Below are 24,147 nucleotides of genomic sequence, written 5' to 3'. Positions count from 1 at the left end.
CTAAAGGCGGGGGGATTCCATCCGGCTCACGTCGGATAGTTCCTGCTTCGTTGCCGGTCGCCCCGTTCGGGAGGTCTCCCGTTGAGGTCTTACACCAGCTCCACAGGCTGTCACCGCCAGCCCGGCGGCCAAGATGTTCTTAGCTGCGTTGATGTCCCGGTCATGCCGGGCTCCGCAGCCGTCACACGTCCATTCGCGGACGTTGAGCTGCATGCTCTCGGTGAGCTTGCCGCACTCCGAGCACGTCTTGGACGAGGGGAACCAGCGGTCGATCACGACCAGGTCCCGGCCGTACCAGGCGCACTTGTACTCGAGCATCGACCGCATCTCGGCCCACGACGCGTCACTGATCGCGCGGGAGAGACGGCGGTTGTTCACCATGTTGCGCACGGACAGGTCTTCGATCACGACAGTTTGGTTTTCGCTGACGAGTCGAGTGGTGACCTTGTGCAGGTGGTCCCGCCTGCGGTCGGCGATCTTCGCCTGAACGCGGGCGACCTTGAGCCGGGCCTTGGCCCGGTTGTTGCTGCCCTTCTCCTTGCGGCCAAGATCCCGCTGGGCTTTGGCCAGGCGTGCGCGTTCCCGGTCGGAGTGCTTGGGGTTGGTGATCTTCTCGCCAGTCGACAAGGTGGCCAGCGAAGTGATTCCGGCGTCCACACCCACCGCCTGATCGGTGGGCGTGTGGTGGTTGACCGATGTTTCGACGAGGATCGAAACGAACCACCGGTCCGCGCTGTCCCGCGACACCGTGACCGTCGACGGCTCCGCGCCTTCCGGCAACGGTCGGGACCAGACGATGTTGAGTGGTTCCCGCATCTTCGCCAACGTCAGCTGACCGTCGCGCCACTTGAACGCGGACCGGGTGTACTCCGCCGAAGCACGAGACTTCTTACGGGACTTGAAACGCGGATACTTCGCGCGCTTGTCGAAAAACGCAGTGAACGCGCCCTGCAGATGCCGCAACGTCTGCTGAAGCGGAACGCTCGACACCTCGCCCAGGAACGCCAAGTCCTCGGACTTCTTCCACGCGGTGAGCATCGCGGACGTTTCGTTGTAGTTCACCCTGCGTTGTTCGGTGAACCACGCGCGGGTCCGCGCATCGAGGGCGAGGTTGTAGACCTTCCGGACGCAACCGAAGGTGCGAGACAGCTCTGCCGCCTGCTCCTCCGTGGGATAGAAACGGTACTCAAACGCCCGCTTCACCTGCGTCCCACTCACGTCTCACAAGATATCAAGGCAACCTGTAAGAACCGATCTTGGGTGGTCGCCAAAGGGCACTCGGGATCGGCTCCTCCCCCGCCCGAAGGCGGGTGTTTCCGCCGATTGGATTTCCGATGACCGACGCCGGTTTCGCCCCGGAGTGGCTGGCGCTCCGCGAACGCGCTGATGCCGAGGCCCGCGCGGCGGACCTGCTGGGACCGCTGCGCGAGTCGCTGCCGGACTCCAGGCTGGTCATCCACGACCTGGGATGCGGCACCGGTTCGATGGGCCGGTGGCTGGCCGGTCGGCTCGACCGCCCGCAGCACTGGGTCCTGCACGATCGCGATCCGCGACTCCTCGCGCTCGCCGAAGCCACCTTGGCGACCGAGGACGTCACCGTCGAAACCCGGCGAGCCGAGATCGCCGGACTGCGCGCGACGGACCTGGCCGGAACGTCGCTGGTCACCGCCTCCGCGCTGCTCGACGTGCTCACCGGGGCCGAAGTCCGCTCGCTGGCCGCCGCCTGCGTCGAGGCCCGCTGCCCCGCCCTGCTGACCCTCACCGTCGTCGGGCGCGTCGAGCTCGAACCGCCGGAGCCGCTCGACGAGCGGTTCCAAGCGGCGTTCAACCAGCACCAACGCCGTCACCTGCTCGGACCCGACGCGGTGCCCACCGCCGTCGCGGCGTTCGAGGACCTCGGAGCGCGGGTGCTCACCCGCCCGAGCCCCTGGCTGCTCGGCCCGGGCCCGCTGGCCGAGGAGTGGTTGCGCGGCTGGGTCGGCGCGGCCTGCGAGCAGGAACCCGAGCTGGCCGCAGCGGCACCCGGCTACCTGCGGCGGCGATCCGGTGACCTGCGGGTTCTGGTCCACCACGCCGACCTGCTCGCGATACCGGGGGAGCGGGCGTGATCCGCCGGCTGTGGCCCTGGCTGCGCGTGCTCGTCGCGGCCGGGATCCTCGCGCTGCTGGCGTGGCGGCTGGGCACGGACGCCTTCCTCGACGGGCTGCGCGCCATCGACGTCACGACCGCGCTCGCGGCGCTGGGCATCGGGTTGGCGACCACGGTGTGCAGCGCGTGGCGGTGGTGCGTGGTCGCGCGCGGTCTCGGACTGCGTCTCCCGCTGGGCGCGGCGGTCGCCGACTACTACCGCGCGCTGCTGCTCAACGCCGTGCTGCCCGCCGGGGTGCTGGGCGACGTGCACCGCGCGGTCAGCCACGGGCACCGCTCCGGAGACCTCGGCGGGGGTGTTCGCGCCGTCGTGCTCGAACGCTTCGCCGGGCAGATCGCGCTCATCACCGTCGCGGCCGTCGTGCTGCTGACCGGCCCGGCGTTGCCGTTCGCACTCGCTCCGGGGCTGGTCGTCGCGGCAGCGGCGGCGGGGCTGAGCCTGCTCGTCCCGGCGGTGCGCCGCGCGGCGGCGACGTTCTGGCGCGACGCGCGTCGTGGCGTGCTGACCCGGCGGGCCCTGACGCCCGTGGCGGTCTCCTCGGTCGCGACCGTCGCCGGGCACCTGGCGCTGTTCCTGGTCGCCGCGCGGGTCGCGGGAGCGGACGTTCCGGTCGCGACCCTGCTGCCGCTGCTGGTGCTCGCGCTGCTGGTGATGGCGCTGCCGGTCAACGTCGGCGGCTGGGGACCGAGGGAAGCGTTCCTGGCGGTCGCCTTCGCCGCCACCGGGTGGGACCCGGCGCAGGGCCTGGCGACCTCGGTGACCTACGGGGTGCTGGCGGTGATCGCCGCGCTGCCGGGCGTGTTCGTGCTGGTCAGCCGTTCAGCCGAGCGCCGCCAGGTGGCCGCCGAACGCCGCTACGAGTCCGGCGAGCAGATCTCGGCCCTTGCGAGCTGAGGCCAGCGACGGACGGCCGATGACGCCCGACTCCGCGTAGCGCGGCAGCCCGGTCGTGAGCAGGTGCCTGCGGTCGTCGGCGAGGTGATCACCGGTCTCGTAACCGGGGCGGACCAGATCGGGGTGGGCGTGCAGCAGGATCGAGGTCTCCACCTCGCCCGCGTGCATGTCGCTGCGCGCCGGTGTCTCGACGCCGGCGGCCTCCCTCGCCTCGTCCCAGTCGCGCGCCGCCGGGAACAGCGCCATGTCCCCGCCGGCCTCCTGGACGACGTTGGACAGCACGTAGTTCCCGCCGTGGCCGTTGACCAGCACCAGCTTCGGCACGCCGGAGCGGCGCAGCGACTCGAACACGTCGGTGACCACCAGGTGCAGGGTGCGGGCGGAGATGCTCACGGTTCCCGGCCAGGCGGCGTGCTCCTGCGAGCACGAGATCGTCACCGGCGGCAGCAGCTGCACGGGGCGGGCGGCGGCGACCTCCCGGGCGATGGTGCAGGCGATGACGGTGTCGGTCACCAGCGGCAGGTGCGAGCCGTGCTGTTCGAGGCTGCCGATCGGCAGCACCGCGACATCGGTTCGCCGGTCGCGCACGTCGTCGGTCGTGTCACGGACGAGCATGACCCGCACGGTAGTCAATCCGGTGGCACAGCGCCGGAAGCTCGCCCGAGAGCAGTTCGGGCAGGTCGTCGAACGGGCTCGCACCGGTGATCAGGGCGTCGAAGGCCGGATCGGCGAGCAGGTCCAGCGCCAACGACATCCGCTCGGCGTGACTGCGACGCGGATGAGCGACCACGCCGACCTGGCTGCTGCGGATCGTGAGCCGCCGGGAGTGGAAGAACTCGCCCAGCGGCAGGCCCACCTCCGCGTCCCCGTACCAGCTCAGCTCGACGACCCGCCCCTCCGGCGCGAGCAGTTCCAACGAGCGCACCAGGCCCTGCCGGTGGCCGCTGGCGTGCACGACGAGATCGCACTGCTCGTGGGCGCGGTCGGGGGTGGTGAAGTCGACGCCGAGGACGCGCGCGGTCATCTCGCGAGCCGGGTCGACGTCGACCAGCTGCGCCCGGACGCCGGGCACGCGCGCGAGGATCGCGGCCACGGCGCACCCGACCATGCCGCCACCGACGACCGCGATCCGGTCACCGACCAGCGGGGCCGCGTCCCACGCTGCGTTGACCGCGGTCTCCACGGTTCCGGCGAGCACGGCTCGCTCGGGCGGGACCTGCGGGGGCAGGACGGTGACCGCGTCGGCGGGCACCACGTAGCGGGTCTGGTGCGGGTACAGGCAGAACACGGTGCGGCCCGTCAGCTCGGCGGGCCCGCGTTCGACCACGCCGACGTTGAGGTAGCCGTACTTGACCGGCCACGGGAACTCGCCCTCCTGGAACGGCGCCCGCATCCGCTGGTGCTGGGATTCGGGGATTCGCCCGCGCAGCACGAGGCTTTCGGTGCCCCGGCTGATCGCCGAGTGCAGGGTGCGCACCTGCACCTGATCCGGCGAACGCTCCGGCAGCGCGGCGCGCCGGATCTCGCACTCGCCCTCTGCGGTGACCCACAATGCTCGCGTGGCCTCTGCCATGGACGACCTCCGAGAACCAGAGTGGCGATGATCGAACTCCACCGCAACACAGCCGAGCACCTGACGTGGGCGGCCGTCCAGGTGGGCGCGCTCGGCGCGGTCGCCGCGACCACCGGTCTGGGACCGGCCGGTTGGGGCGCCGGGATCGGCTGCGCGATCGTCACCCTGGTGCTGCTGCGCCGCTCGATGCGTCGGCACGACCGGACCTCGCTCGGACACGCCGACCGCATCACGCTCGTGAGGGCCGCGCTGACCGCGGTGATCGCAGCGCTGGTGGTCGACGGGGCGGGGCCCGCGATCATCGTCACCCTCGGCGTCCTCGCGCTGATCAGCGATTTCCTCGACGGCAGGCTGGCCCGGCGCACCGGCACGGTCTCGGTGTTCGGGGCGCGGCTGGACATGGAGGTCGACGCGTTCCTCATCCTGGTGCTCAGCGCGCACGTCGCCGTCGCGTTCGGGGTGTGGGTGCTGTCGATCGGGGTGATGCGCTACCTGTTCGTGGCCGCGTCGTGGGTGTTGCCGCGGCTTCGCGGGGAGCTGCCGCCGAGCTTCGCCCGCAAGACCGTGGCCGCCGTGCAGGGGATCGTGCTCGTCGCGGCGTCGTCGGGGATCGTGCCGCACGCGGGGGTGCTGGTGGCCTGCGCGCTGCTGGCTCTGGTGTGGTCGTTCGGCCGAGACGTGCTGTGGCTCAGCCGTTCTCGGACGTGATCTTCGGGAAGTAGCGCAGCACGGCGACATCGCCGAGCCGGGTCACGTCCTCGAGGTGGAAGCGGCGTGCCGGACCGCCGGGGAAGTCGTCCGGGTTGAGGAATCTCGGCGCGCCCGCCTGTCCGATGAGCATCGGCGCGATCGCCATCCGGATCTCGTCCGCCAGACCGGCTTTGAGGAACTCGGTGTGGACGCAGGTCCCGCCCTCGACCATGAGCCGTTCGACGCCCCGCCGGGCGAGGTCGTCGACGAGCTCGGCGAAGTCGATTCCTGTTCCCAGGGAAGCGATTTCGGCCAGATCGCCCACGCGGTCGCGCGCTGCCCGCGCGCCGTCGTCGGTGGTGTAGACGAGCTTGCCGCCGCCGCGCTGCCACAGCCGCAGGGCGGGGTCGAGGTCGCCGCTGCCGGACACGACGACCTTCAGCGGGTGCTCGGGCAGGCCGCGCGCGGTCCGCTCGGCGCACCGGACGGTGCTGCGGACCAGCAGTCGCGGGTCGTCCCGGCGCACCGTGCCCGCGCCCAGCAGGATCGCGTCGGACTCGGCGCGCACCTGGTCGACGTGGTCGAAGTCGGCCGCGTTGGACAGCGGGAACCGCTGCGGGGCGACGTCGTCGATGAAGCCGTCCGCGCTGATGGCGACGCTGAGCAGAACGTACGGGCGCGACACGTCCGCCACCGTACCCAGTCGTGATCGGACTCGGCTCGGTTAAACAAAGTGTTGACAAGAGCCGGTGATGGCCGCCACTATTCTGTGGAACGGAAACAAAGATCCACGATACGAAATTAGGACGGTCGCGATGAGTCACGCACTGCCCTACGAGGTCAACTGCTCGATCCTGCTCACCGACCTGCCGCTGCTGGAGCGACCGGCCGCCGCCAAGGACGCCGGCTTCGACGCCGTCGAGTTCTGGTGGCCGTTCGACACCGCGGTGCCCGCGCATCGCGACGTCGACGCCTTCGTCCGCGCCGTCGAGGACGCGGGAGTGCGGTTGGTGGGGCTCAACTTCTTCGCCGGGAACATGCCGGGCGGCGACCGCGGGCTCGTCTCGTGGCCGGCGCGCAGCCAGGAGTTCCGCGACAACGTCGACGTCACCGTCGAGATCGGCGAACGCCTGGGCTGCACCGCCTTCAACGCCCTCTACGGCAACCGCGTCGACGACGCCTCCGCCGAGGAGCAGGACGCCCTGGCCGTGGAGAACCTCGCGCTCGCCGCGAAGTCCGCCGCCCGCATCGGCGGAACGGTGCTGGTCGAGCCGGTCAGCGGACCGCAGCCCTACCCGCTGCGCACCGCCGCCGACGCGCTGGCGGTCATCGACCGGGTGGAGGCCGAGGCCAGGGCGACCAACCTCGGGCTGCTCGCCGACCTCTACCACCTGGCCGTCAACGGCGACGACGTGGACCAGGTCATCGCCGACCACGTCGGGCGCATCGCGCACGTGCAGATCGCCGACAACCCGGGCCGCAACGAACCCGGCACGGGCTCGCTGCCGCTGCAGCGGCAGCTCGCCGCGCTCGAACGCGGCGGCTACCGCGGCTGGGTCGGCCTGGAGTACAAGGCCAGCGGCCAGGCGGGCCCCTTCGACTGGCTCCCGCGCGAACGCCGCAGCTGAACCAAGAGATCCGAGGAGGAAGCAAGCAATGAGCTCGATCGCGTTCATCGGCCTGGGCGTCATGGGCAGCCCCATGGCCGTGCACCTCGCCAACGCCGGCCACGACGTGACCGGCTACAACCTCACGCCCGACAAGTACGGCCCGCTCAAGGCGGCGGGCGGGAGCTCGGCCGCCTCGATCGCCGAGGCCGTCGCGGGCGCCGAGATCGTCTGCGTGATGGTCCCCGACAGCCCCGACGTGCGCGACGTGCTCACCGGGGAGGGCGGGGTCTTCGCCAACGCCAAGCCCGACGCGCTGATCATCGACTTCTCCAGCATCCGCCCCGACGTCACCATCGAGCTCGCCGGCACCGCCGCCGAGAAGGGGTTCCGGCTGCTCGACGCCCCGGTCTCCGGTGGTGAGGCCGGTGCGAAGAACGCGGCGCTGTCCATCATGGTCGGTGGCTCCGAGGCGGACTTCGCCGCCGCGTCGGAGCTCTTCGACCACGTCGGCAAGACCGTCGTGCACGTCGGGCCGAGCGGTGCGGGTCAGACCGTCAAGGCCGCCAACCAGCTGATCGTGGCCTCGAACATCCAGGCGCTGGCGGAAGCCGTGGTGTTCGTCGAGTCCTACGGCGTGGACACCGAAGCCGCGCTGGAGGTCCTCGGCGGCGGGCTCGCCGGGTCGGCGGTGCTGGAGCAGAAGCGGCGCAACATGCTCGACCGCAGCTTCGCCCCCGGTTTCCGCATCGACCTGCACCACAAGGACCTGGGCATCGTCACCGCCGCCGCCCGCGAATCCGGTGCGGTCGTGCCGCTGGGCTCGCTGCTCGCGCAGCTGATGGCCTCCGCTCGCGCCAACGGTGACGGCGGGCTCGACCACTCCGCGCTGCTGCGCGGCGTCGAACGACTCTCCGGTCTCAGCGACACCTGACCACCAGCCGAAACGAGGACGAACATGACGCGCATGCGCACCGTCGACGCCGCCGCCCTCATCCTGGAGAAGGAGGGCGCCACGCAGACCTTCGGGCTGCCCGGCGCCGCGATCAACCCGTTCTACAGCGCCATGAAGAAGCACGGCGGCATCCGCCACGTGCTCGCCCGCCACGTCGAGGCCGCCTCGCACATGGCCGAGGGCTACACGCGGACCGAAGCGGGCAACATCGGCGTCTGCGTCGGCACCTCGGGGCCGGCGGGCACCGACATGATCACCGGGCTGTACTCCGCTTCGGCCGACTCGATCCCGATCCTGGCCATCACCGGCCAGGCCCCGGTCGCCAAGCTGCACAAGGAGGACTTCCAGGCGGTAGACATCCAGTCGGTGGCCCAGCCCGTCACCAAGTGGGCGGTGACCGTGCTGGAACCGGCCCAGGTCCCGGGCGCGTTCCAGAAGGCGTTCCAGCTGATGCGGTCGGGCAGGCCGGGTCCGGTGCTCCTCGACCTGCCGCTGGACGTGCAGCTGGCGGAGATCGAGTTCGACATCGACACCTACGAGCCGCTGCCGGTCGCCACACCGGCAGCGACCCGCGCTCAGGTCGAGCACGCGCTGGAGATGCTCAACTCCGCGGAGCGGCCGCTGATCGTCGCCGGTGGCGGCGTCATCAACGCCGACGCCTCGGACCTCCTGGTGGAGTTCGCCGAGACGCTGGGAGTTCCGGTCGTGCCCACGCTGATGGGCTGGGGCACGATCCCCGACGACCATCCGCTGGCAGCCGGCATGGTCGGCCTGCAGACCGCGCACCGCTACGGCAACGCCACCATGCTCGCGTCGGACTTCGTGCTCGGCATCGGAAACCGCTGGGCCAACCGGCACACCGGAGGTCTCGACACCTACCGCGAGGGCCGGACGTTCGTCCACGTCGACGTCGAACCCACCCAGATCGGACGGGTCTTCGCGCCGGACTACGGCATCGTGTCCGACGCCCGGGCCGCGCTGGAGGTCTTCGTCGAGGTCGCGCGCGAATGGCGGCAGCAGGGCAGGCTCGCCGATCGCGGAGGGTGGAGCCGGGAGTGCCAGGACCGCAAGGCCGAGCTGCTGCGCAAGACCCACTTCGACGCTGCCCCGATCAAACCGCAGCGGGTGTACCAGGAGATGAACCGCGCGTTCGGACCCGACACCCGCTACGTCTCCACGATCGGGCTCTCGCAGATCCAGGCCGCGCAGATGCTGCACGTCTACCGGCCGCGGCACTGGATCAACGCGGGTCAGGCCGGTCCGCTGGGCTGGACGGTGCCCGCCGCCATCGGCGTGGCCACCGCCGACCCGGAGTCCACGGTGGTCGCGGTCTCCGGCGACTACGACTTCCAGTTCCTCGTGGAGGAGCTGGCGGTCGGCGCGCAGTTCAACATCCCGTTCGTGCACGTGCTGATCAACAACGCCTACCTCGGGCTGATCCGGCAGGCGCAGCGCGGCTTCGACATGGACTACTGCGTGCAGCTGTCCTTCGACAACATCAACGCGCCGGAGCTCTCCGGCTACGGCGTCGACCACGTCAAGGTCGTCGAAGGGCTGGGCTGCAAGGCGCTTCGGGTGTTCGAGTCCGAGGGCATCTTCGACGCGCTGGAGCAGGCCAAGAAGCTCGTCGCCGAGCACCGGGTCCCGGTGGTGGTGGAGGTCGTGGTCGAGCGGGTCACCAACGTGTCGATGGGCACCGAGATCGACGCGGTCAACGAGTTCGAGGAGCTGGCCGAGTCCGGCGCCGACGCTCCGACCGCGGTAGCGGGCCGGTCGTGAGACTGGTCAGGGTGGGCGAACCCGGTGCCGAGCGGCCGGGGGTGTTGGACGCTGCGGGCCTGGTCCGCGACGTGTCCGGGTTCGCCCACGACATCGACGGGGACCTGCTGGCCGATCCTGAACGCCTCGCGGCCATCGACGCCGGTCGCGAGGCGCTCCCGGAGCTGTCCGCGACGCGCTTCGGTCCGCCGATCGCGCCACCCGGCAAGGTCGTGGGCATCGGCCTGAACTACCGCTGCCACGCCGCGGCCGCGGGTGCCGAACCCCCGGCGGAACCGATCGTGTTCCTCAAGCCCAGCAGCGGGATCACCGGTCCGAACGACGAGATCGTGCTGCCGCCCGGCAGCGCGCACACCGACTGGGAGGTCGAGCTGGGCGTCGTGATCGGCACCCGGCTGCGCTCCTGCCCGGACCCGGCGGAGGCGCTGCGCTCGGTGGCCGGCTACGTCGCGGCCAACGACGTCACCGAGCGGGCGCACCTGAGGAGCGGGCCGACGTGGGTGCGCGGCAAGTGCCACGACACCTTCAGCCCGCTGGGCCCGTGGCTGGTCACCGCCGACGAGATCCCCGACCCGCAGGCCCTGAGCCTGGACCTGCGGGTGAACGGGACCGATCGTCAGCGGGGCAGCACGGCCGACATGGTCTTCGGAGTCGCTGAGCTGCTGTCGCACCTCAGCGGCCTGATGACGCTGCACCCGGGGGATCTGGTCCTCACCGGAACCCCGGCCGGAGTCGCGGCTTTGCACCCGGAGCCGCGCCCGTACCTCCGTCCCAGCGACGTGGTCGACATCGAGGTCCAGCACCTCGGGCGCCAGCGCACCACGGTGCGGGGATAGGGGCCCGAGGCGGGAGGCGAGCGCACTGCCGGGCGCGATCCTCCCGCCTCGGGAGCACCCGGCGGCCACGGCCATCTTGACGGCTCCACCAGAGGTGGGGCCGTCTTCTGCGCTCTGATGGGGTGTCGAGATCCGCGCGCGACGAGCGGTCAGGTGCTGATCGCGTTTCGCAGGCGGGACGTGTACTGGCGGAAGAGGGCCGGCATGTCGATCTTCTTCGGGGCCAGGAGCCATTGGAGTTGGAGACCGTCGATGGTCGCTACGAGCTCGGCCGCGATGCCCTCGCAGTCCGTGTCCGCGCGGATCTCACCGCGTTCGACCCCGGTGCGGAGTTCGGCGGCGATCATCTCGCGGACGTTGTCGTAGCGGTTCTGGAACCAGTCGCGCGCGGGGTGCAGGTCGGCGGTGCTCTCGCCCGCCAGGACCGTGAACGACTGGACCATCCCGGTCAGGTAGGTGTTGTACTCGACCAGCTTCTCCAGCGCGGCCAGCACGTCGATGCCCTCGGCCCCGTCGGCGAGGAAGCGCCGGGTGTCGAGGCGGTCGCGCTCGTCGAGCACTGCCGCGAGCAGGTCCTCCTTGGTGGGGAAGTGATGCAGGAGCCCGGCCTGCGACAAGCCGACCTCGCTGGCGATGCGGGCCAGCGAGCAGCCCTGGTAGCCGTCCTGGGCGAAGGCCTCCACCGCCGCGTGCAAGATCCGCTCCCGCGCCGCCTCGCCGCGGGCGGACCTGCGTCGCGGGGCGCTTCCCTCAGGAGTGGAGTTGGCGATCACGGGTCAACCTTACGACAAATAAAGTAACAGAACAATAACAGAACCTACTGATCGCTCGGCTTTGGCGTCAGGATGCTCGATCAACGCAACGATGCGAATTTCCTGGAGGCCGTCATGGCTGGGTCCGGCACGACCACCGAGCGAAGACTCGAAACCGAACGGGCGAGCACCACTTTCATCACCGCCTACGCGCTCGCCTACCTGGGGATGTGGGTGGCGCTGCTCACGCCGGTGGTGGTGACCCTGGCGGTGCGCGTGCAGCAGATCGACCCAGATGGCAAGGAGGGAAGCCTCGCGCTGGTCACCGGAGTCGGAGCGCTGCTGGCCCTGGTGGCCAACCCGTTCTTCGGCCACCTCAGCGACCGCACCACCTCCCGGTTCGGGATGCGTCGGCCGTGGCTGGTCGGTGGAGCGCTGACCGGAACGCTCGGGCTCGCGGTGGTGTCGCTGGCGCAGGACGTGCCGGTGCTCCTGATCGGCTGGTGCATCGCCCAGGCAGGGCTGAACGCGGTCCTGGCGGTCCTGACCGCGCTGCTTCCCGATCAGGTGCCCGCCGAGCAGCGCGGCCGGGTCTCCGGACTGCTCGGAATGGCGATGGCGGCGGCCACCGTGCTCGGCACCTTCCTCGCCCAGGCGCTCCAGGGCTCGTCGTTCTGGATGTTCATGGCTCCCAGCCTGTTCGGACTGGTGTCCGCGCTGCTGCTCGCCTCGGTGCTGCGCGACCGCAGGCTCGAACCCGGCGATCGCCCCCGCTACGACGTCCGCGAGTTCGCGCGCGGCTTCTGGGTGAACCCCGTGCGCAATCCCGACTTCGGCTGGGCCTGGCTGAGCCGGTTCCTGCTCTTCATGGGCGTGGCAACGCTTCTGACCTACCAGGCCTACTACTTGACCGACCGGTTGCACGTGCCCGCCGACGAGGTGGCGCGGCTGGTGTTCGTGGCGACCCTGGTGCAGACCGGGTTCGTGGTCGCGGGCAGCAACGCCAGCGGCTGGCTCTCGGACCGGCTGGGCCGCCGCAAGATCTTCGTGCTGAGCTCGGCGGTGGTCTTCGGGCTCGGCCTGCTGGTGATCGGGCTCGCCGGTTCGTTCCCGATGTTCCTGGTGGGCATGGCGCTCACCGGTCTCGGGCAGGGCGTCTACCTGGCCGTCGACCTCGCGCTGGTCGCCGACGTGCTGCCCAACCGCGAGACCGACGCGGCCAAGGACCTCGGCGTGTTCAACATCGCCAACGCGATGCCCCAGTCCCTGGCGCCGGCGATCGCGCCGGTGTTCCTCGCCGTCGGTGGCGGCGGCAACTACCCGGTCCTGTTCGGCGCCGCCGCGGTGTTCGCGGTGATCGGTGCGCTGAGCATCCAACCAGTCAGGAGGGTTCGTTGATGTCCACGGCCGATCTGCGCGCGCGGGTGAGCGCGCTGTCGCTGGAGCAGAAGGTCCGGCTGCTCACCGGGGCCGACTTCTGGTCGTTGCACCCCGAACCGGTCGCCGGTCTGCGCCGGATGGTCGTCTCCGACGGTCCGGTCGGCGTGCGCGGCGAAGCCTTCGACGAGCGCAGCACCTCCGCCAACACCCCGAGCCCGACCTCGCTGGCGGCGTCCTGGGACGTGGACCTGGCCCACCGCATCGGCCGCGTGCTGGCCGCCGAGGCGCGGCGCAAGGGCGTGGACGTGCTGCTCGCGCCGACGGTGAACCTGCACCGATCGCCCTACGGCGGACGGCATTTCGAGTGCTTCAGCGAGGATCCGCTGCTGACGGGCGAGATCGGCGCAGCCTACGTGCGCGGCGTGCAGTCCGGCGGTGTGGGCGCGACCGTGAAGCACTTCGTGGCCAACGACTCCGAGACCGACCGGATGACCGTCGACGCCCGCGTCGACGAGCGAACGCTGCGCGAGCTCTACCTGGCGCCGTTCGAGCACATCGTGCGCGAAGCCGGACCGTGGCTGGTGATGGCCGCCTACAACCGCGTCAACGGCACCACCATGACCGAGCACCCCATGCTCGACGAAGTGCTGCGCGGTGAGTGGGGTTTCGACGGCGTGGTCATCTCGGACTGGTTCGCCACCCGCTCCACCGAGGACGCCGGCCGCGGCGGCCTCGACCTGGCGATGCCCGGACCGGACAGCCCCTGGGGGCAGCAGCTCGTCGAGGCGATCCGCGAAGGTCGGGTCCCGGAGTCCGAGGTGGACGACAAGGTGCTGAACCTGCTGCGGCTCGCGGAGCGGGTCTCCGCGCTCGACGGCGCCGAGCCGCCGGCCGTGGACGCCGCCCGTCCCGAGGTCGAGCTGCGGCGCGCGGCCGCAGCCGGTTTCGTCCTGGCGCGCAACGACGACGAGCTGCTGCCCCTGCGGCCCGCGAGCATGCGCAGGATTGCGGTGCTCGGGCCCAACGCCGCGGCTGCCCGCACCCTCGGCGGCGGCAGCGCCAGCGTCTACCCGCCCTACACGGTCTCCCCGCTCGACGGACTCCGCGCACGGCTGGGTGAGGAGGTCGAGATCGTGCACACCACCGGTGCCCGTTCCACCGAGCTCCTCGCGCCGGCGTCGCCGTCCCTGGTCACCGATCCGGACACCGGCGAACCCGGCCTGTCGGTGCGGTTCCTGGACGCCGACCGGTCGCCGATCGGCACCGAGCACCGCAACAGCGGGAAGCTGATCTGGATGGGGTCGTTCGGGCCCGACGTGCCGGTGGACGCGGTCGGGATCGTCGAGGTCCGAGGCCTCCTGCGCGCGACCGAAACCGGCGTGCACAGGCTCGGCGTGGCCGGGGCCGGCCACTTCACGCTCACCGTCGACGAGCAGCCGGTGATCGACGGGGTGCTGGAACTGCCGGGCGGCCCGGACCCGATCGAGGCGATGGTGCGGCCACCGCAGCGCACCGCTGAGGTGAAGCTCGACGCCGGGCAGGAGGTGGAGGTCGTGCTGAGCCATCGGGTCGCCCCTGATGCGATCGGCACCACCTTCACCCTCGGCCTGGAGCCACCGGCGCTGCCGGAGGAGGACGAACTGGCCCGAGCCGCGGAGCTCGCCGCGTCCGCCGACGTCGCGGTGGTGGTGCTGGGCACCTCCGACGAGAGCGAGAGCGAGGGTTTCGACCGCGACACCCTCGCCTTGCCGGGACGCCAGGACGAGCTGGTGCGCCGAGTCGTGGCCGCGAACCCGAACACCGTCGTCGTGGTCAACTCGGGGGCACCGGTGCTGCTGCCGTGGGCCGAGGACGTGCCTGCGGTGCTGCTGTCCTGGTTCCCCGGGCAGGAGTTCGGCAACGCGCTCGCCGACGTGCTCACCGGCGATGCCGAACCCGGCGGCCGCTTGCCGGTCACCTGGCCGGCCGCCGAGGGGGAGCCGCTGCCGAGCACCCGGCCCGAGACGGGTGCGCTCGACTACGCCGAGTCGATCCACATCGGACACCGCGCCTTCGAGCGGGCCGGGATCGAGCCCGCGTTCTGGTTCGGCCACGGGCTCGGTTACACCACCTGGGAGTACGACAGCGCCGACGCGCCTGCCGCGATCGCGGCAGGCGCGGACATGACCGCGCAGGTCCGCTTGCGCAACACCGGGCAGCGACGTGGACGCGAGGTCGTGCAGGTCTACCTGTCCCGGAACGACGAGGTGGAGCGACCGGCGCACTGGCTGGCCGGGTTCGCCGCGGTTGACGCCGAGCCGGGGGAGGAGGTGGCGGCCGAGGTCCGGATTCCGGCCCGTGCGTTCCAGCACTGGCAGGACGGGCAGTGGCGGAACGAAACCGGGAACTTCACCGCGCACATCGGACGTTCGCTGGCGGAGTTGCCGCTCCAGGTCGAGGTGAAGGTCGGGACGCGAGCGCGCGTTGAGGACGTGCGGGGCGGCGGTTCTTCGAGCGGGTGAGCTGCCGCCCCGCGTTTCGGGTCCGACTCCTGTCGCCCTGATGGGTTATCGTGAGCGCACCATCGGGTGATCAAGTGGACGAATTGCGGATCACTTTGATCCACATTGTCCGAATTTGCGCAGGTCAGGGTAATTGCCGTGCGGTCTTCGCGTTGATCGGCTCGCATGGCGGTGCTCTGGGGGTGGGTCTAGCGTTCGCTCCGCAATTGATCTCAGACCTTTCGTGGAGACGTGACCCGTTTTCGGGCGTTGTCCACTGGAGAAAGTGGGGTAGCGGTGCGCACATTCCGTGAAACCGCCTACTGGGCGGCGGTTCTCGCCATGGGCGCTGGAATGTTGATCGGGGCGCCGGCGTCCGCCGACAGCACCGACAACGACGGCGTCAACATCGGCAACGACAACAACGTCAGCGTGCTGCCGGTCCAGCTGTGCGGCAACAACGTCGCGGTGCTGGGTGCGGTGGCGCCGATCGGCTCCCCGCAGGACGTCGAGTGCGTGAACGCGCCGATCGTCGACCACCCGGAGAAGCCGGACCACCCGGAGAAGCCGGATAAGCCGGATTACCCGGAGAAGCCGGAGAAGCCGGATTACCCGGAGAAGCCGGATTACCCGGATTACCCGGAGAAGCCGGATTACCCGGAGAAGCCGGAGAAGCCGGATCACCCGGAGAAGCCCGACCACCCGCAGAAGCCCCCGGCGCACCAGCCGCCGTCGGACTCCGACGAGGTCGAGGACGTCGCCGAAGAGCTGCCCACGGCCCCGGCACCCGAGGTGACCGAAGGCCACGTGGCGGTCACCGGCTAGGACCTCTCGAACCTCTCGACGGCGCCGGCCGGTCTGCGGATTCCCGCGGGCCGGCCGGCGTTCTCATGCACGCCCGCGGCTCGGTCCGGCACCGCGGAGTTTCGGTACGGTGGTGGGGAAGGATCTTCGGTGAGGAGCGGGACATGGGTCTGTTCGGCGGGATGATGGGCAACGCTTCGGGGGTCGATCCCCAGGTGGCGGCGAAGGAGTTCGGGCGCTTGCTGGCGCAGGGCGAGCAGATCCACGCCGCCTACCAGCTGATCCGGGACTCGCTGATCTTCACCGACCGGCGCCTGATCCTCATCGACAAGCAGGGAGTGACCGGCCGCAAGATCGAGTACCACTCGATCCCGTACCGCAGCATCACCCACTTCTCCGTCGAGACCGCAGGCACTTTCGACCTCGACGCCGAGCTGAAGATCTGGATCTCCAGCACCGCCGAGCCGGTGTCGCAGCAGTTCGGCAAGGGCGTCGACGTCTACGAGGTGCAGGCCCTGCTGGCCGCCTGCGTCGCGCGCTGATCCAGCGGGTCCGGCCTCCAGCCGCCGATCTTCTGGACAAGCCGATAGAACGTGTTACATTTTGATCCTGGTTTTGCTTCGCAGGTGCGCAGCACTGGGCTGTAACAAGTTCTAGCGGCGGGTGGGCCATGGGCATGGAAATCCCTGATCCGGTGTCGGTCGAGTCGGTGGACTCCTTCTCCGACGAAGTCGACGTTCTCGTGATCGGTGCGGGCATGGCCGGTGTGAGCGCGGCTCTCGAGGCTCGCGAATCGGGAGCGAAGGTCCTGGTCATCGACGCCGGAGGACGGCTGACCTGCACCAGCGCGATGGCCGGCGGGCACTTCTACCTCGGGGGTGGCACCGAGGTCCAGCGCGCGACCGGGTGGGATGACTCGGCCGAGGCGATGGCGGACTACCTGGCATTGATGTCACCCGAGTGCGACCCGGCCAAGATCCGCGCCTACGCCGAGGACAGCGTGGAGCACTTCCGATGGCTGGAGTCGCTCGGGTTCGAGTTCAACCGCGAGTTCTACCCGGACAAGGCGGTCGTGCAGCCGGGCACCGAGGGCCTGAGCTTCACCGGCAACGAGAAGTGCCTGGACGTCGCGGCGGTGGCGAAGGTGGCACCGCGCGGGCACAAGGTTCCGGTGCCCGGCGACACCGGAGGTGCCGCTCTCGTCGTCGGTCTCGCGCTGGACGAACTCGGCTCCCGGGGCGTCGAGGTGCGCTGGGAGACCGGCGCGACGGCGCTGATCGTCGACGGCGCCGACGTCGCTGGCGTCACCTGGAAGAACCTGGACGGCGGCACCGGTGCGATCAGGGCCGGGTCGGTGATCATCGCGGCCGGCGGTTTCGTGCTCAATCGCGACATGCTCGAGGCCTACGCGCCCGACCTGCTGGCGGTGGAGAGCAACGGCATGGCGCTGGGGAACACGCACGACGACGGCCTCGGAATCCGCATGGGTCAATCCGTGGGCGGCGTCGCCGACCACCTGGACAAGGTCTTCGTGACCGGTCCCTTCTACCCGCCGGGCGAAGCGCTGCGCGGCATCGTGGTCAACGAGCTCGGCAAGCGCTTCGTCAACGAGGACTCCTACCACTCCCGCACCTCCGCCCACGTCTTCGAGCAGCCCGGACGGGTCGCGTACCTGATCCTCGACTCGGGCACGATGGTCGAGCCCGCCTACCGGTTCCAGCCGCTGATCGACGGCTGGGACACCATCGAGGAGATGGAGCAGGGACTCGGCATCCCCGCGGGGGCGCTGGCCGAGTCCATGGCCGCCTACAACGAGGCCGCCGCGCGAGGCGAAGATCCGGAGTTCCACAAAGCTCCTGAATATCTGGTTCCGCTCGACAGGGGTCCCTGGGGGGCCTACGACCTCACGCCCGGGAAGTGCTTCTACGCCGGTTTCTCCTGCGGAGGTCTGCGGGTCACCGTCGACGGCGAACTGCTGCGCGAGGACGGCTCGGTCGTGCGCGGTGCGTTCGCGGCCGGGGCCTGCGCCTCCAACCTCGCCATCGACGGCAAGGGCTACGCCTCCGGCATCCAGCTCGGCGAAGCGTCGTACTTCGGTCGCCGCGCCGGACGTCGCGCCACATCCGCGACCCAGCGGGGTTGAGCGTCGCGGCTGTGAAGGCGCGGGCCGCCTGAAACCACGCCATGGAGTGAGCGTGTGCGCTGGGTTGTGCGGTCTGGACGCTTCTGATCTAACGTCAATCGCGATTGATCGAAATTCGAAATATGAATCTGTTCTGCGAAACCGCAACGCGATTGGCTCGGCAGATGAGCGCGAACTTCTGGACGTGGGTCGTCCTGTTCGCGCCCGTCCTGCAGCAATGACCCTTGGAGGTGCAGCATGCCGGGCTCCGGCACGCGGAGAATCCCCCGCTGCACGAGCAGAACGCGCAGCCTGGCCGAGGTCGGAAACGGCTCCCGAGAAATCCGAATCGCGGATCTGAGCTGCTCGGTGAGATCGTACTGCCGGCTCTGCCGCACCGTCTTATTCGCGCCGCACGATTGATCGATTTTTCGAACCGACGTTTTCGTGATTTCTCAATCTTGCGCGAGTGCGAATATGGATCTTTCTGTGGTGATTCCGTGCTTCAACGAGGAGCGCGGTTTGAAGGAGCTCCGCGATGAGCTCAACGCTGTGCTTCCCGCGCTCGTGGGCCGGTACGAGGTCGTGCTCGTCGACGACGGCAGCACCGACGGCACGCTCGAGGAGGCCCGCCGGCTGAGCAGCCTGGACCCGCGGTACCGGTACCTGTCGTTGAGCCGCAACTTCGGCAAGGAGGGGGCCATGCTCGCCGGGATTCGCGAGGCGACCGGCGACCGGGTCCTGATCATGGACGCCGATCTGCAGCACCCGGCGTGGCTGATCGCGGACATGCTCAAGCTGCTCGATTCCGGCCACGACCAGGTCGTCGCGCGCCGCGACCGGCACGGGGAACCGCGTGTCAGGGCACTGCTGTCGAAGCTGTACTACATCGGGGTGAACAAGCTCGCGGACGTCCAGCTCGAGGACGGGGTGGGCGACTTCCGGGTGCTCTCCCGCCGGGCGGTCGACGCGATGCTGGCCATGCCGGAGAGCAACCGGTTCTCCAAGGGCCTGTTCGCCTGGGTGGGCTTCCGGACCGCGACCGTTCCGTACCGCAACGTCACCCGCAAGTACGACCGGTCCTGCTTCAGCCTCGGCAAGCTCGTCAACTACGGGATCGACGGCGTGGTCTCGTTCAACAGCAAGCCACTCCGCGCGGCGGTGTACCTGGGCAGCCTGGTCACGCTGCTGGCCTTCGTCTACGCCGTGTACGTGATCGTCTGCGCGCTGGCCGGTTTCCCCGGTGTTCCGGGATACGCGACGCTGATGGTGGGCATCACCGGGTTCGGCGGGATGCAGCTGCTGCTGCTGGGCGTGGTCGGCGAGTACGTCGGGCGCATCTACCTCGAATCGAAGAAACGACCGCCCTACTTCATCAAGGAGTCCGGTGGCTCGGTGATGCCGCCTGCTCGAGAGGGTTCCGACAGCGCCCCGAAGGTGATCATGCCCCGGCGCCCCTCCGACGGCCCGCTGGTCGCCGACCCCGGCACGGGCAACGGAGGGCAGCAGTGCGCGGACTGAACGAATCCGGCAGGTTCGCGCGCTTCGTGGTGGTGGGGGTCGTGAACACGGTCGTGCACTACTCGGTCTACCTCGCGACGTGGCTGCTGGTCGGATACCTGGTCGCGCACGTGCTCGCCACGATCGCGGCGATGTCGGTGTCCTACGTGCTCAACTGCCGGTACACCTTCCGCGTCCGGCCGCGGCTGCGGACCTTCCTGCTGTACCCGGCGTCGAACTGCGTCAACCTCGGGCTCAGCGCCGCCGCGATGTGGCTGCTGGTCGAAGTGGTCGGCATCCACCCGTTGCTGGCGACCGTGCTCGGCGGCCTGGTGGCCACCCCGGCCACCTACCTGGTGAGCCGCCTGATCCTGACCTCCCGGAAACGCCTGCTCCACCCGGGCCCCGATGAGCCGTTGCCGATGGGGAGGGCATCGTGACGCAAGTCGTCGCCGTCGCTCCGGCCGAGAAGGCGGAGCCCCACGAACCCGACGCCGCGCGCGATCCCGGTCGGGTGTCGGTGCCGTTGATCACGTGCCTCCTCGTGGCGGCCCTGGCGCAGCTGCCCGTCCTGCGGCCTGGGTGGTTTTACTTCGCCGACGACTCGGCCACCCAGATCCTGCCCATGTGGTACCACCTGGGCCACCAGGTGCGGAACGGGACCTGGCCGCCGGTGCTGGATCCGGACCTGCTGCTGGGCGGGAACCTCGCCGCCGAAACGCTGTTCGGCATCTGGAACCCGGTCAACGCCGTGGTGTGGGTGGGGGTTTCGCTCGCCGCGGACGTGGGGGTCGCCGGCATCGTCGTGCGGACGGTCGCGCTCGCGGCGGTCGCGCTGGGCTGCTACCTGCTGTGCCGCGAGTACGGAGCCGCTCGGTGGTCGGCGAGCGCGCTCGCCACCGCGCTGCCGTTGACCGGATCGCTGCTGCACTTCGACGCCGCGAAGTGGCCCGCCGCGCTGCTGGCGTTCGTGTGGGTTCCGTTCGTCTGGCTGGTCGCGCGCCGCATGGTGCGCGGTCGCAGCAACGCCTTCTGGGTCTTCCTGCTCGGGGCGCTCGCGGTGACCGCGGGAAACCCCTACGGCCTGCTCGGTGCGTGCGTGGTCCTCGCGGCCCTGCTGGTCGAGGCCGGATCGCAACGGCGATGGGCGGCGGTCAGCCGGCTCGTGCTGGTCTCGACGGCGATCGCGGCGGTCGTGCCGCTGGTGTACCTGCCGCTGGTGCGCACCGCCCACATGACCTGGCGCACCACCTCGGGCGGCGTCGACAACAGCGGAGCGCTCGCGCCGCACCTGGACGATCTGCTCAACCTCAGCATGCCGACCTACGTCCCTGCCGTTCCCGATGTGGGTGTGCCCGCGGTGTACTTCTGCTGGTTCGCGGTCCCGCTGGCGTTCTGGTGCGACTGGTCGGTGTTGCGCGGGCGTTCGCGCGAGCTCGCCGGCCCCTTGGTGATCGCGGTCGTGTACCTGCTGGTCGTCCTCGGGCCGTCCGAGGTGTGGATGTTCCGCTGGCCGCTGCGGGTGGTCCACTACGGCTACCTCGCCCTGGCCGTGCTGCTGGCCGTGGTGCTGGCAGCCGGGCTCCGGCTGGATCGCCCGCGTGCTCGTGTGACTGCCACGGCGGTCTTCCTGCTGTTGGCGGTGTACTTCACCGCCGAGCGCAGTCCGGATCTGGTGACGCTGCGCCGTGCGGTGCTCATCGCGCTCCTGATCGGACTGCTGATCACCGCGGGGCTGGCGCTCTACCGCGCGCGCGGGACCAGGCCGCTGGTCGCGGTGCTGCAGGTGGGCACCGCGCTCACGTTCGGCGCGCAGTGCCTGTGGTTCATCGGTGGTGGCGCCGACTTGCACTACTACTTCCCGAGTTCTCCGAAGCAGATGCGGGAGAGCTACGCCGGCCGGTACGAGGGGCGCGTGCTGCAGATCGCCGACACCGCGCTGAACGAGCCGGGACCGGGTGAGGAATCCCGGGAGATGTGGCGCGACATGGCCGTGGGCAACTCCTTCCTGCTGTCCGATGTGGACCATCTCGGCTCGTACACCGGGATCGGTTTCCGCGAGTTCGTCGACGTGCTGTGCCTGCGCTACGACGGATCGTCGTGCCCGGCGGCCTACGACGCGCTGTGGCGCCCCCCGTCCGGCGCGGACGTCCGGCTCGCGGACCTCCTGCTGCTGGACACGGTCGTCGTCCAGCACAAGAGCGTTTCGCGGCCGGTCGTGCCGGAGGGATGGCACCTCGTCGAGCGGAACTCCCGGGTCAGCGTCCTGCGGCGGGATGAACCGGCCTCGGCCGGAACGGGACACCTCAGCTGGGCGTCGCCGCACCTGCGAGTGGTCTCCGACGTCTCCGACGGGCCGCGCACCGAAGGGGTCGACGTCCGCCGGACCGGGGGAGGGGCCGGGCGATTGGTCTTCGCGAGGATGGCCTGGCCCGGCTACACCGCGACCTGGAACGGCTCCGAGGTTCCCGCTCACGCCGGGCCCGCCGGCCTGCTGGAAGTCGCATTGCCGCCCGGGCCGCCCGGGCCGGGACGGTTGGAACTCACCTGGGTGCCGCCGAGCATGCGCCTGGGGCTCGCGTCCGCGGCGGGCGGCGCGCTGCTCGCCGCGGGCGTCGGGATCCAGCAGGCCACCGCGCGTCGCCGGGAGTCCGCCGGAGCACCTCGATGAGCAGGAAGATCGCATTCGGCATCGCGGCGGTGCTCGCGCTCCTGGCGACCTGCGGGGCGCCGCCGCCGCGCGACCCGGCCCGGCCCGAGCCGCCCCCGCAGGCGCACCACGCGCAGGTGACCGCGCACCCCGACGACGACCTGCTGTTCATGAACCCCGACCTGGCCGAGGGCCTGCGCAGCGGACGTCCCACGACGGGCATCTACCTCACCGCGGGCGAAGCGGCCGTGCCGGACCAGGCGGGCTACAGCGCGGCGAGGCAGGAAGGCACCCGGGCCGCCTACGCGCAGATGGTCCGCAAGCCCAACGAGTGGCTGCGCGGCACGATGCCGGTGGGGCACGGGCGCCTGGCCGAGGTCGACACGCTGCGCGCCGATCCCGACGTCAGGCTGGTCTTCCTGAACCTGCCCGAAGACGCCAACCCGCAGCAGGGGCGACACGCGTTGTCCAGGCTGCGGCACGATCCCGCGCTCACCGTCACCACGACGGTTCCGGCGGGTGCCGCCGTGCCGCACCCGCAGCTGTTCGACCGGCGTGCGGTGGTCGAGTCCATCACCGCGCTGCTGGACGCGTTCCAGCCCACCGTGGTACGCCTGCAGGACGACCAGCCCGACAGGCGCTACCAGTCCAACTGGGTCGGGGCGCACAACCACCCGGATCACGTCGCCGGCGCTGCGCTGGCGAAGGAGGCGCTCGCCGCGCACCGGCCGCGCGCCTTCTCGCCGATGGTGCTGACCTACCGCGACTACAACGTGGCCGACACCCCCTCGGCGCTGTCCGATGAGGACAAGGGCACGACCCGCGAGGCGTTCGCCGCGTACGCGGTTCACGACGTGCTCGCCAAGGGTGGCATCTACCGGAGCTGGAGCGACAACAGCGCCTACCGGTGGCCGCGAGGAGGGCGGTGGGCAGCCCGGAGCGAAGATGGTGTGGTGCGGGCGTTCTCGGTGCGAGCGCACGGCCTCGCGCGCTGGACGCGCACTCCGCAGGGCGTCTGGAACGGCCCCGAGCTGATGCCGCTGCCGGAACCGCTCCGCCCGCACGTCACGTTGCTGGGAGAGGGGCGGGAGCAGCCGGTGCTGGTGGCCCAGAGCGAGGACGGCGCGCGAATCCTGGTCCTGCGGCAGGAGAGGTCGGGCATCTGGCCCCGGCGTTGGGAAGTGGTGGACGCCCCCGGCGCGGCCGATCCGGTCCAGAACGGTCTTCCCGCCACCACCGTTGACTCCGATGGTCGGATCGTGCTGGCGGTCAAGAACGCCGCCGGTGGGGTCAGCATCCGCAGGGAGCTCTCGCCGGCGAGCCAGAGGTGGCAACCCTGGTCCGATCTCGGTGGCACCGACGTCCAGGACGGCGTCTCGATCGTCCCCGGCGGTGGCGGCGTGGTGCACGTGTTCGCCACCACGCGTGAACAGGTGCTGCACTGGGAGGTCCCGCGCACCGGAGACGCGCGTGCCGAAGCGGTGCCGATCGGCCCGGCCCGGCCGGCGGGCGCTCCGGTGACCGAGCGCGCTCGCGACGGGCTGATCCGGCTGCTCGTGCGCACCGATCGAGGCGGCGAGCTGGTCGAGCGGACGTTGACCCCGCAGGGCTGGCGGGACGGGCCGGTGACGTCGCCCGGCACCGGTGGGATCGGTGATCCGGTCGCGGCCGGACCGGGCCCGCACGGCGTCGCGGAACTGGTCCGGGTCGCTCGTGACGGTGCGGGGAACGTCCACGTCGCGGATCGGGCCGGAGCTGGATGGGTCGACGTGGGCGGATCGGTCACCGATCACCCCGCCGCGATCGTCGAGCCCAACGGCGACATCACCCTCGTCGGGCTGGGTTTCGACGGCGGGCTGGTGGTCAACACCGGTGCGCAGGGCCCAGGCGGTCTCCGGTTCGCGGGATGGCGTCCCGGGGTGGTCGCGCCCCCGGTTTCGGCTGCGGGGACGGACTGACCGGCGAACCGGATCGAC

The 24,147-nt window shown here is 70.5% G+C and carries 20 protein-coding genes and 1 pseudogene; 16 read left to right on the top strand and 5 right to left on the bottom strand.

Annotated features, from left to right (window positions below; all coding sequences use genetic code 11):
• Positions 1–1,218, bottom strand: a complete 1,218-nt coding sequence (locus tag E1181_RS05185; RefSeq protein WP_132672747.1) for an RNA-guided endonuclease InsQ/TnpB family protein — start codon at positions 1,216–1,218, stop codon at positions 1–3.
• Positions 1,219–1,334: 116 nt separating this feature from the next.
• On the opposite strand from E1181_RS05185, the gene E1181_RS05180 reads away from it, so the two are divergent.
• Positions 1,335–2,108: a methyltransferase domain-containing protein gene (locus tag E1181_RS05180; protein ID WP_132672746.1), complete on the top strand. Its 774-nt coding sequence runs from the start codon at positions 1,335–1,337 to the stop codon at positions 2,106–2,108.
• Positions 2,105–3,043 (top strand): lysylphosphatidylglycerol synthase transmembrane domain-containing protein, encoded by a 939-nt coding sequence (locus E1181_RS05175; protein WP_235876368.1) that lies wholly within the window; start codon positions 2,105–2,107, stop codon positions 3,041–3,043. Before E1181_RS05180 ends, E1181_RS05175 begins: the two co-directional genes overlap by 4 nt.
• On the opposite strand, the gene E1181_RS05170 is transcribed toward E1181_RS05175, so the two are convergent.
• Together E1181_RS05170 and E1181_RS05165 are read right to left on the bottom strand one after the other, a co-directional pair.
• Positions 2,969–3,658: a creatininase family protein gene (locus tag E1181_RS05170; protein WP_132672745.1), complete on the bottom strand. Its 690-nt coding sequence runs from the start codon at positions 3,656–3,658 to the stop codon at positions 2,969–2,971. The two genes, E1181_RS05175 and E1181_RS05170, sit on opposite strands and share 75 nt — an antisense overlap.
• Complete coding sequence (locus E1181_RS05165) at positions 3,645–4,616, bottom strand: zinc-dependent alcohol dehydrogenase (protein WP_132672744.1); 972 nt, start codon at positions 4,614–4,616, stop codon at positions 3,645–3,647. The genes E1181_RS05170 and E1181_RS05165 overlap by 14 nt, the downstream gene beginning before the upstream one ends.
• A gap of 27 nt (positions 4,617–4,643) precedes the next feature.
• Here E1181_RS05165 and E1181_RS05160 point away from each other — a divergent pair, with 27 nt between their 5' ends.
• On the top strand, positions 4,644–5,324 hold the full coding sequence (locus E1181_RS05160) for a CDP-alcohol phosphatidyltransferase family protein (RefSeq protein WP_132672743.1): 681 nt from the start codon (positions 4,644–4,646) through the stop codon (positions 5,322–5,324).
• Here E1181_RS05160 and E1181_RS05155 read toward each other — a convergent pair.
• Positions 5,305–5,991 carry a RibD family protein gene (locus E1181_RS05155; RefSeq protein ID WP_132672742.1) on the bottom strand — a complete coding sequence of 229 codons (687 nt, stop codon included), beginning with the start codon at positions 5,989–5,991 and terminating at the stop codon, positions 5,305–5,307. The genes E1181_RS05160 and E1181_RS05155 overlap by 20 nt on opposite strands.
• Before the next feature lie 130 nt (positions 5,992–6,121).
• Between E1181_RS05155 and E1181_RS05150 the strand changes: the two genes are divergently transcribed.
• From E1181_RS05150 to E1181_RS05135, 4 genes and pseudogenes are all read left to right on the top strand, one after another.
• Positions 6,122–6,934 carry a hydroxypyruvate isomerase family protein gene (locus tag E1181_RS05150; RefSeq protein WP_132672741.1) on the top strand — a complete coding sequence of 271 codons (813 nt, stop codon included), beginning with the start codon at positions 6,122–6,124 and terminating at the stop codon, positions 6,932–6,934.
• 16 nt (positions 6,935–6,950) lie between these two features.
• Positions 6,951–7,847: pseudogene (locus tag E1181_RS05145) on the top strand (2-hydroxy-3-oxopropionate reductase); the annotation flags it as partial.
• Positions 7,848–7,871: 24 nt separating this feature from the next.
• Entirely contained in the window at positions 7,872–9,647 is a 1,776-nt protein-coding gene (gcl, locus tag E1181_RS05140; RefSeq protein ID WP_132672739.1) for a glyoxylate carboligase, read from the top strand.
• Between the two features lie 11 nt (positions 9,648–9,658).
• Entirely contained in the window at positions 9,659–10,483 is an 825-nt protein-coding gene (locus E1181_RS05135) for a fumarylacetoacetate hydrolase family protein (RefSeq protein ID WP_328590843.1), read from the top strand.
• A 149-nt stretch (positions 10,484–10,632) separates the two neighbouring features.
• Here E1181_RS05135 and E1181_RS05130 read toward each other — a convergent pair whose 3' ends face one another.
• On the bottom strand, positions 10,633–11,256 hold the full coding sequence (locus E1181_RS05130) for a TetR/AcrR family transcriptional regulator (protein WP_207922021.1): 624 nt from the start codon (positions 11,254–11,256) through the stop codon (positions 10,633–10,635).
• Positions 11,257–11,370: 114 nt separating this feature from the next.
• On the opposite strand from E1181_RS05130, the gene E1181_RS05125 reads away from it, so the two are divergent.
• From E1181_RS05125 to E1181_RS05085, 9 genes are all read left to right on the top strand, one after another.
• The gene (locus tag E1181_RS05125) at positions 11,371–12,633 is read left to right on the top strand and encodes an MFS transporter (RefSeq protein ID WP_132672737.1); all 1,263 of its coding nucleotides are present in this window, start codon (positions 11,371–11,373) and stop codon (positions 12,631–12,633) included.
• Positions 12,633–15,116, top strand: coding sequence for a beta-glucosidase H (locus E1181_RS05120; protein WP_132672736.1), 2,484 nt, complete (start codon positions 12,633–12,635; stop codon positions 15,114–15,116). Before E1181_RS05125 ends, E1181_RS05120 begins: the two co-directional genes overlap by 1 nt.
• A 276-nt stretch (positions 15,117–15,392) precedes the next feature.
• Complete coding sequence (locus E1181_RS32705; protein WP_328590842.1) at positions 15,393–15,920, top strand: hypothetical protein; 528 nt, start codon at positions 15,393–15,395, stop codon at positions 15,918–15,920.
• A 143-nt stretch (positions 15,921–16,063) separates the two neighbouring features.
• Positions 16,064–16,441 (top strand): PH domain-containing protein, encoded by a 378-nt coding sequence (locus E1181_RS05110; RefSeq protein ID WP_132672735.1) that lies wholly within the window; start codon positions 16,064–16,066, stop codon positions 16,439–16,441.
• A 134-nt stretch (positions 16,442–16,575) separates the two neighbouring features.
• Positions 16,576–18,042 (top strand): FAD-binding protein, encoded by a 1,467-nt coding sequence (locus E1181_RS05105; RefSeq protein ID WP_235876359.1) that lies wholly within the window; start codon positions 16,576–16,578, stop codon positions 18,040–18,042.
• Positions 18,043–18,498: 456 nt separating this feature from the next.
• Positions 18,499–19,542, top strand: a complete 1,044-nt coding sequence (locus E1181_RS05100; protein ID WP_132672733.1) for a glycosyltransferase family 2 protein — start codon at positions 18,499–18,501, stop codon at positions 19,540–19,542.
• Positions 19,530–19,961, top strand: coding sequence for a GtrA family protein (locus E1181_RS05095; protein WP_235876349.1), 432 nt, complete (start codon positions 19,530–19,532; stop codon positions 19,959–19,961). The genes E1181_RS05100 and E1181_RS05095 overlap by 13 nt, the downstream gene beginning before the upstream one ends.
• Positions 19,958–22,192 carry a hypothetical protein gene (locus E1181_RS05090; protein ID WP_132672732.1) on the top strand — a complete coding sequence of 745 codons (2,235 nt, stop codon included), beginning with the start codon at positions 19,958–19,960 and terminating at the stop codon, positions 22,190–22,192. Before E1181_RS05095 ends, E1181_RS05090 begins: the two co-directional genes overlap by 4 nt.
• Positions 22,189–24,129, top strand: coding sequence for a PIG-L family deacetylase (locus tag E1181_RS05085; protein ID WP_132672731.1), 1,941 nt, complete (start codon positions 22,189–22,191; stop codon positions 24,127–24,129). Before E1181_RS05090 ends, E1181_RS05085 begins: the two co-directional genes overlap by 4 nt.
• Positions 24,130–24,147 lie beyond the last annotated feature (18 nt).

Source organism: Saccharopolyspora terrae (assembly GCF_004348435.1).
Taxonomy (GTDB): domain Bacteria; phylum Actinomycetota; class Actinomycetes; order Mycobacteriales; family Pseudonocardiaceae; genus Saccharopolyspora; species Saccharopolyspora endophytica.
The sequence above is the reverse complement of the archived record's forward strand: the minus strand, read 5'-3'. Positions and strand labels throughout refer to the sequence as shown.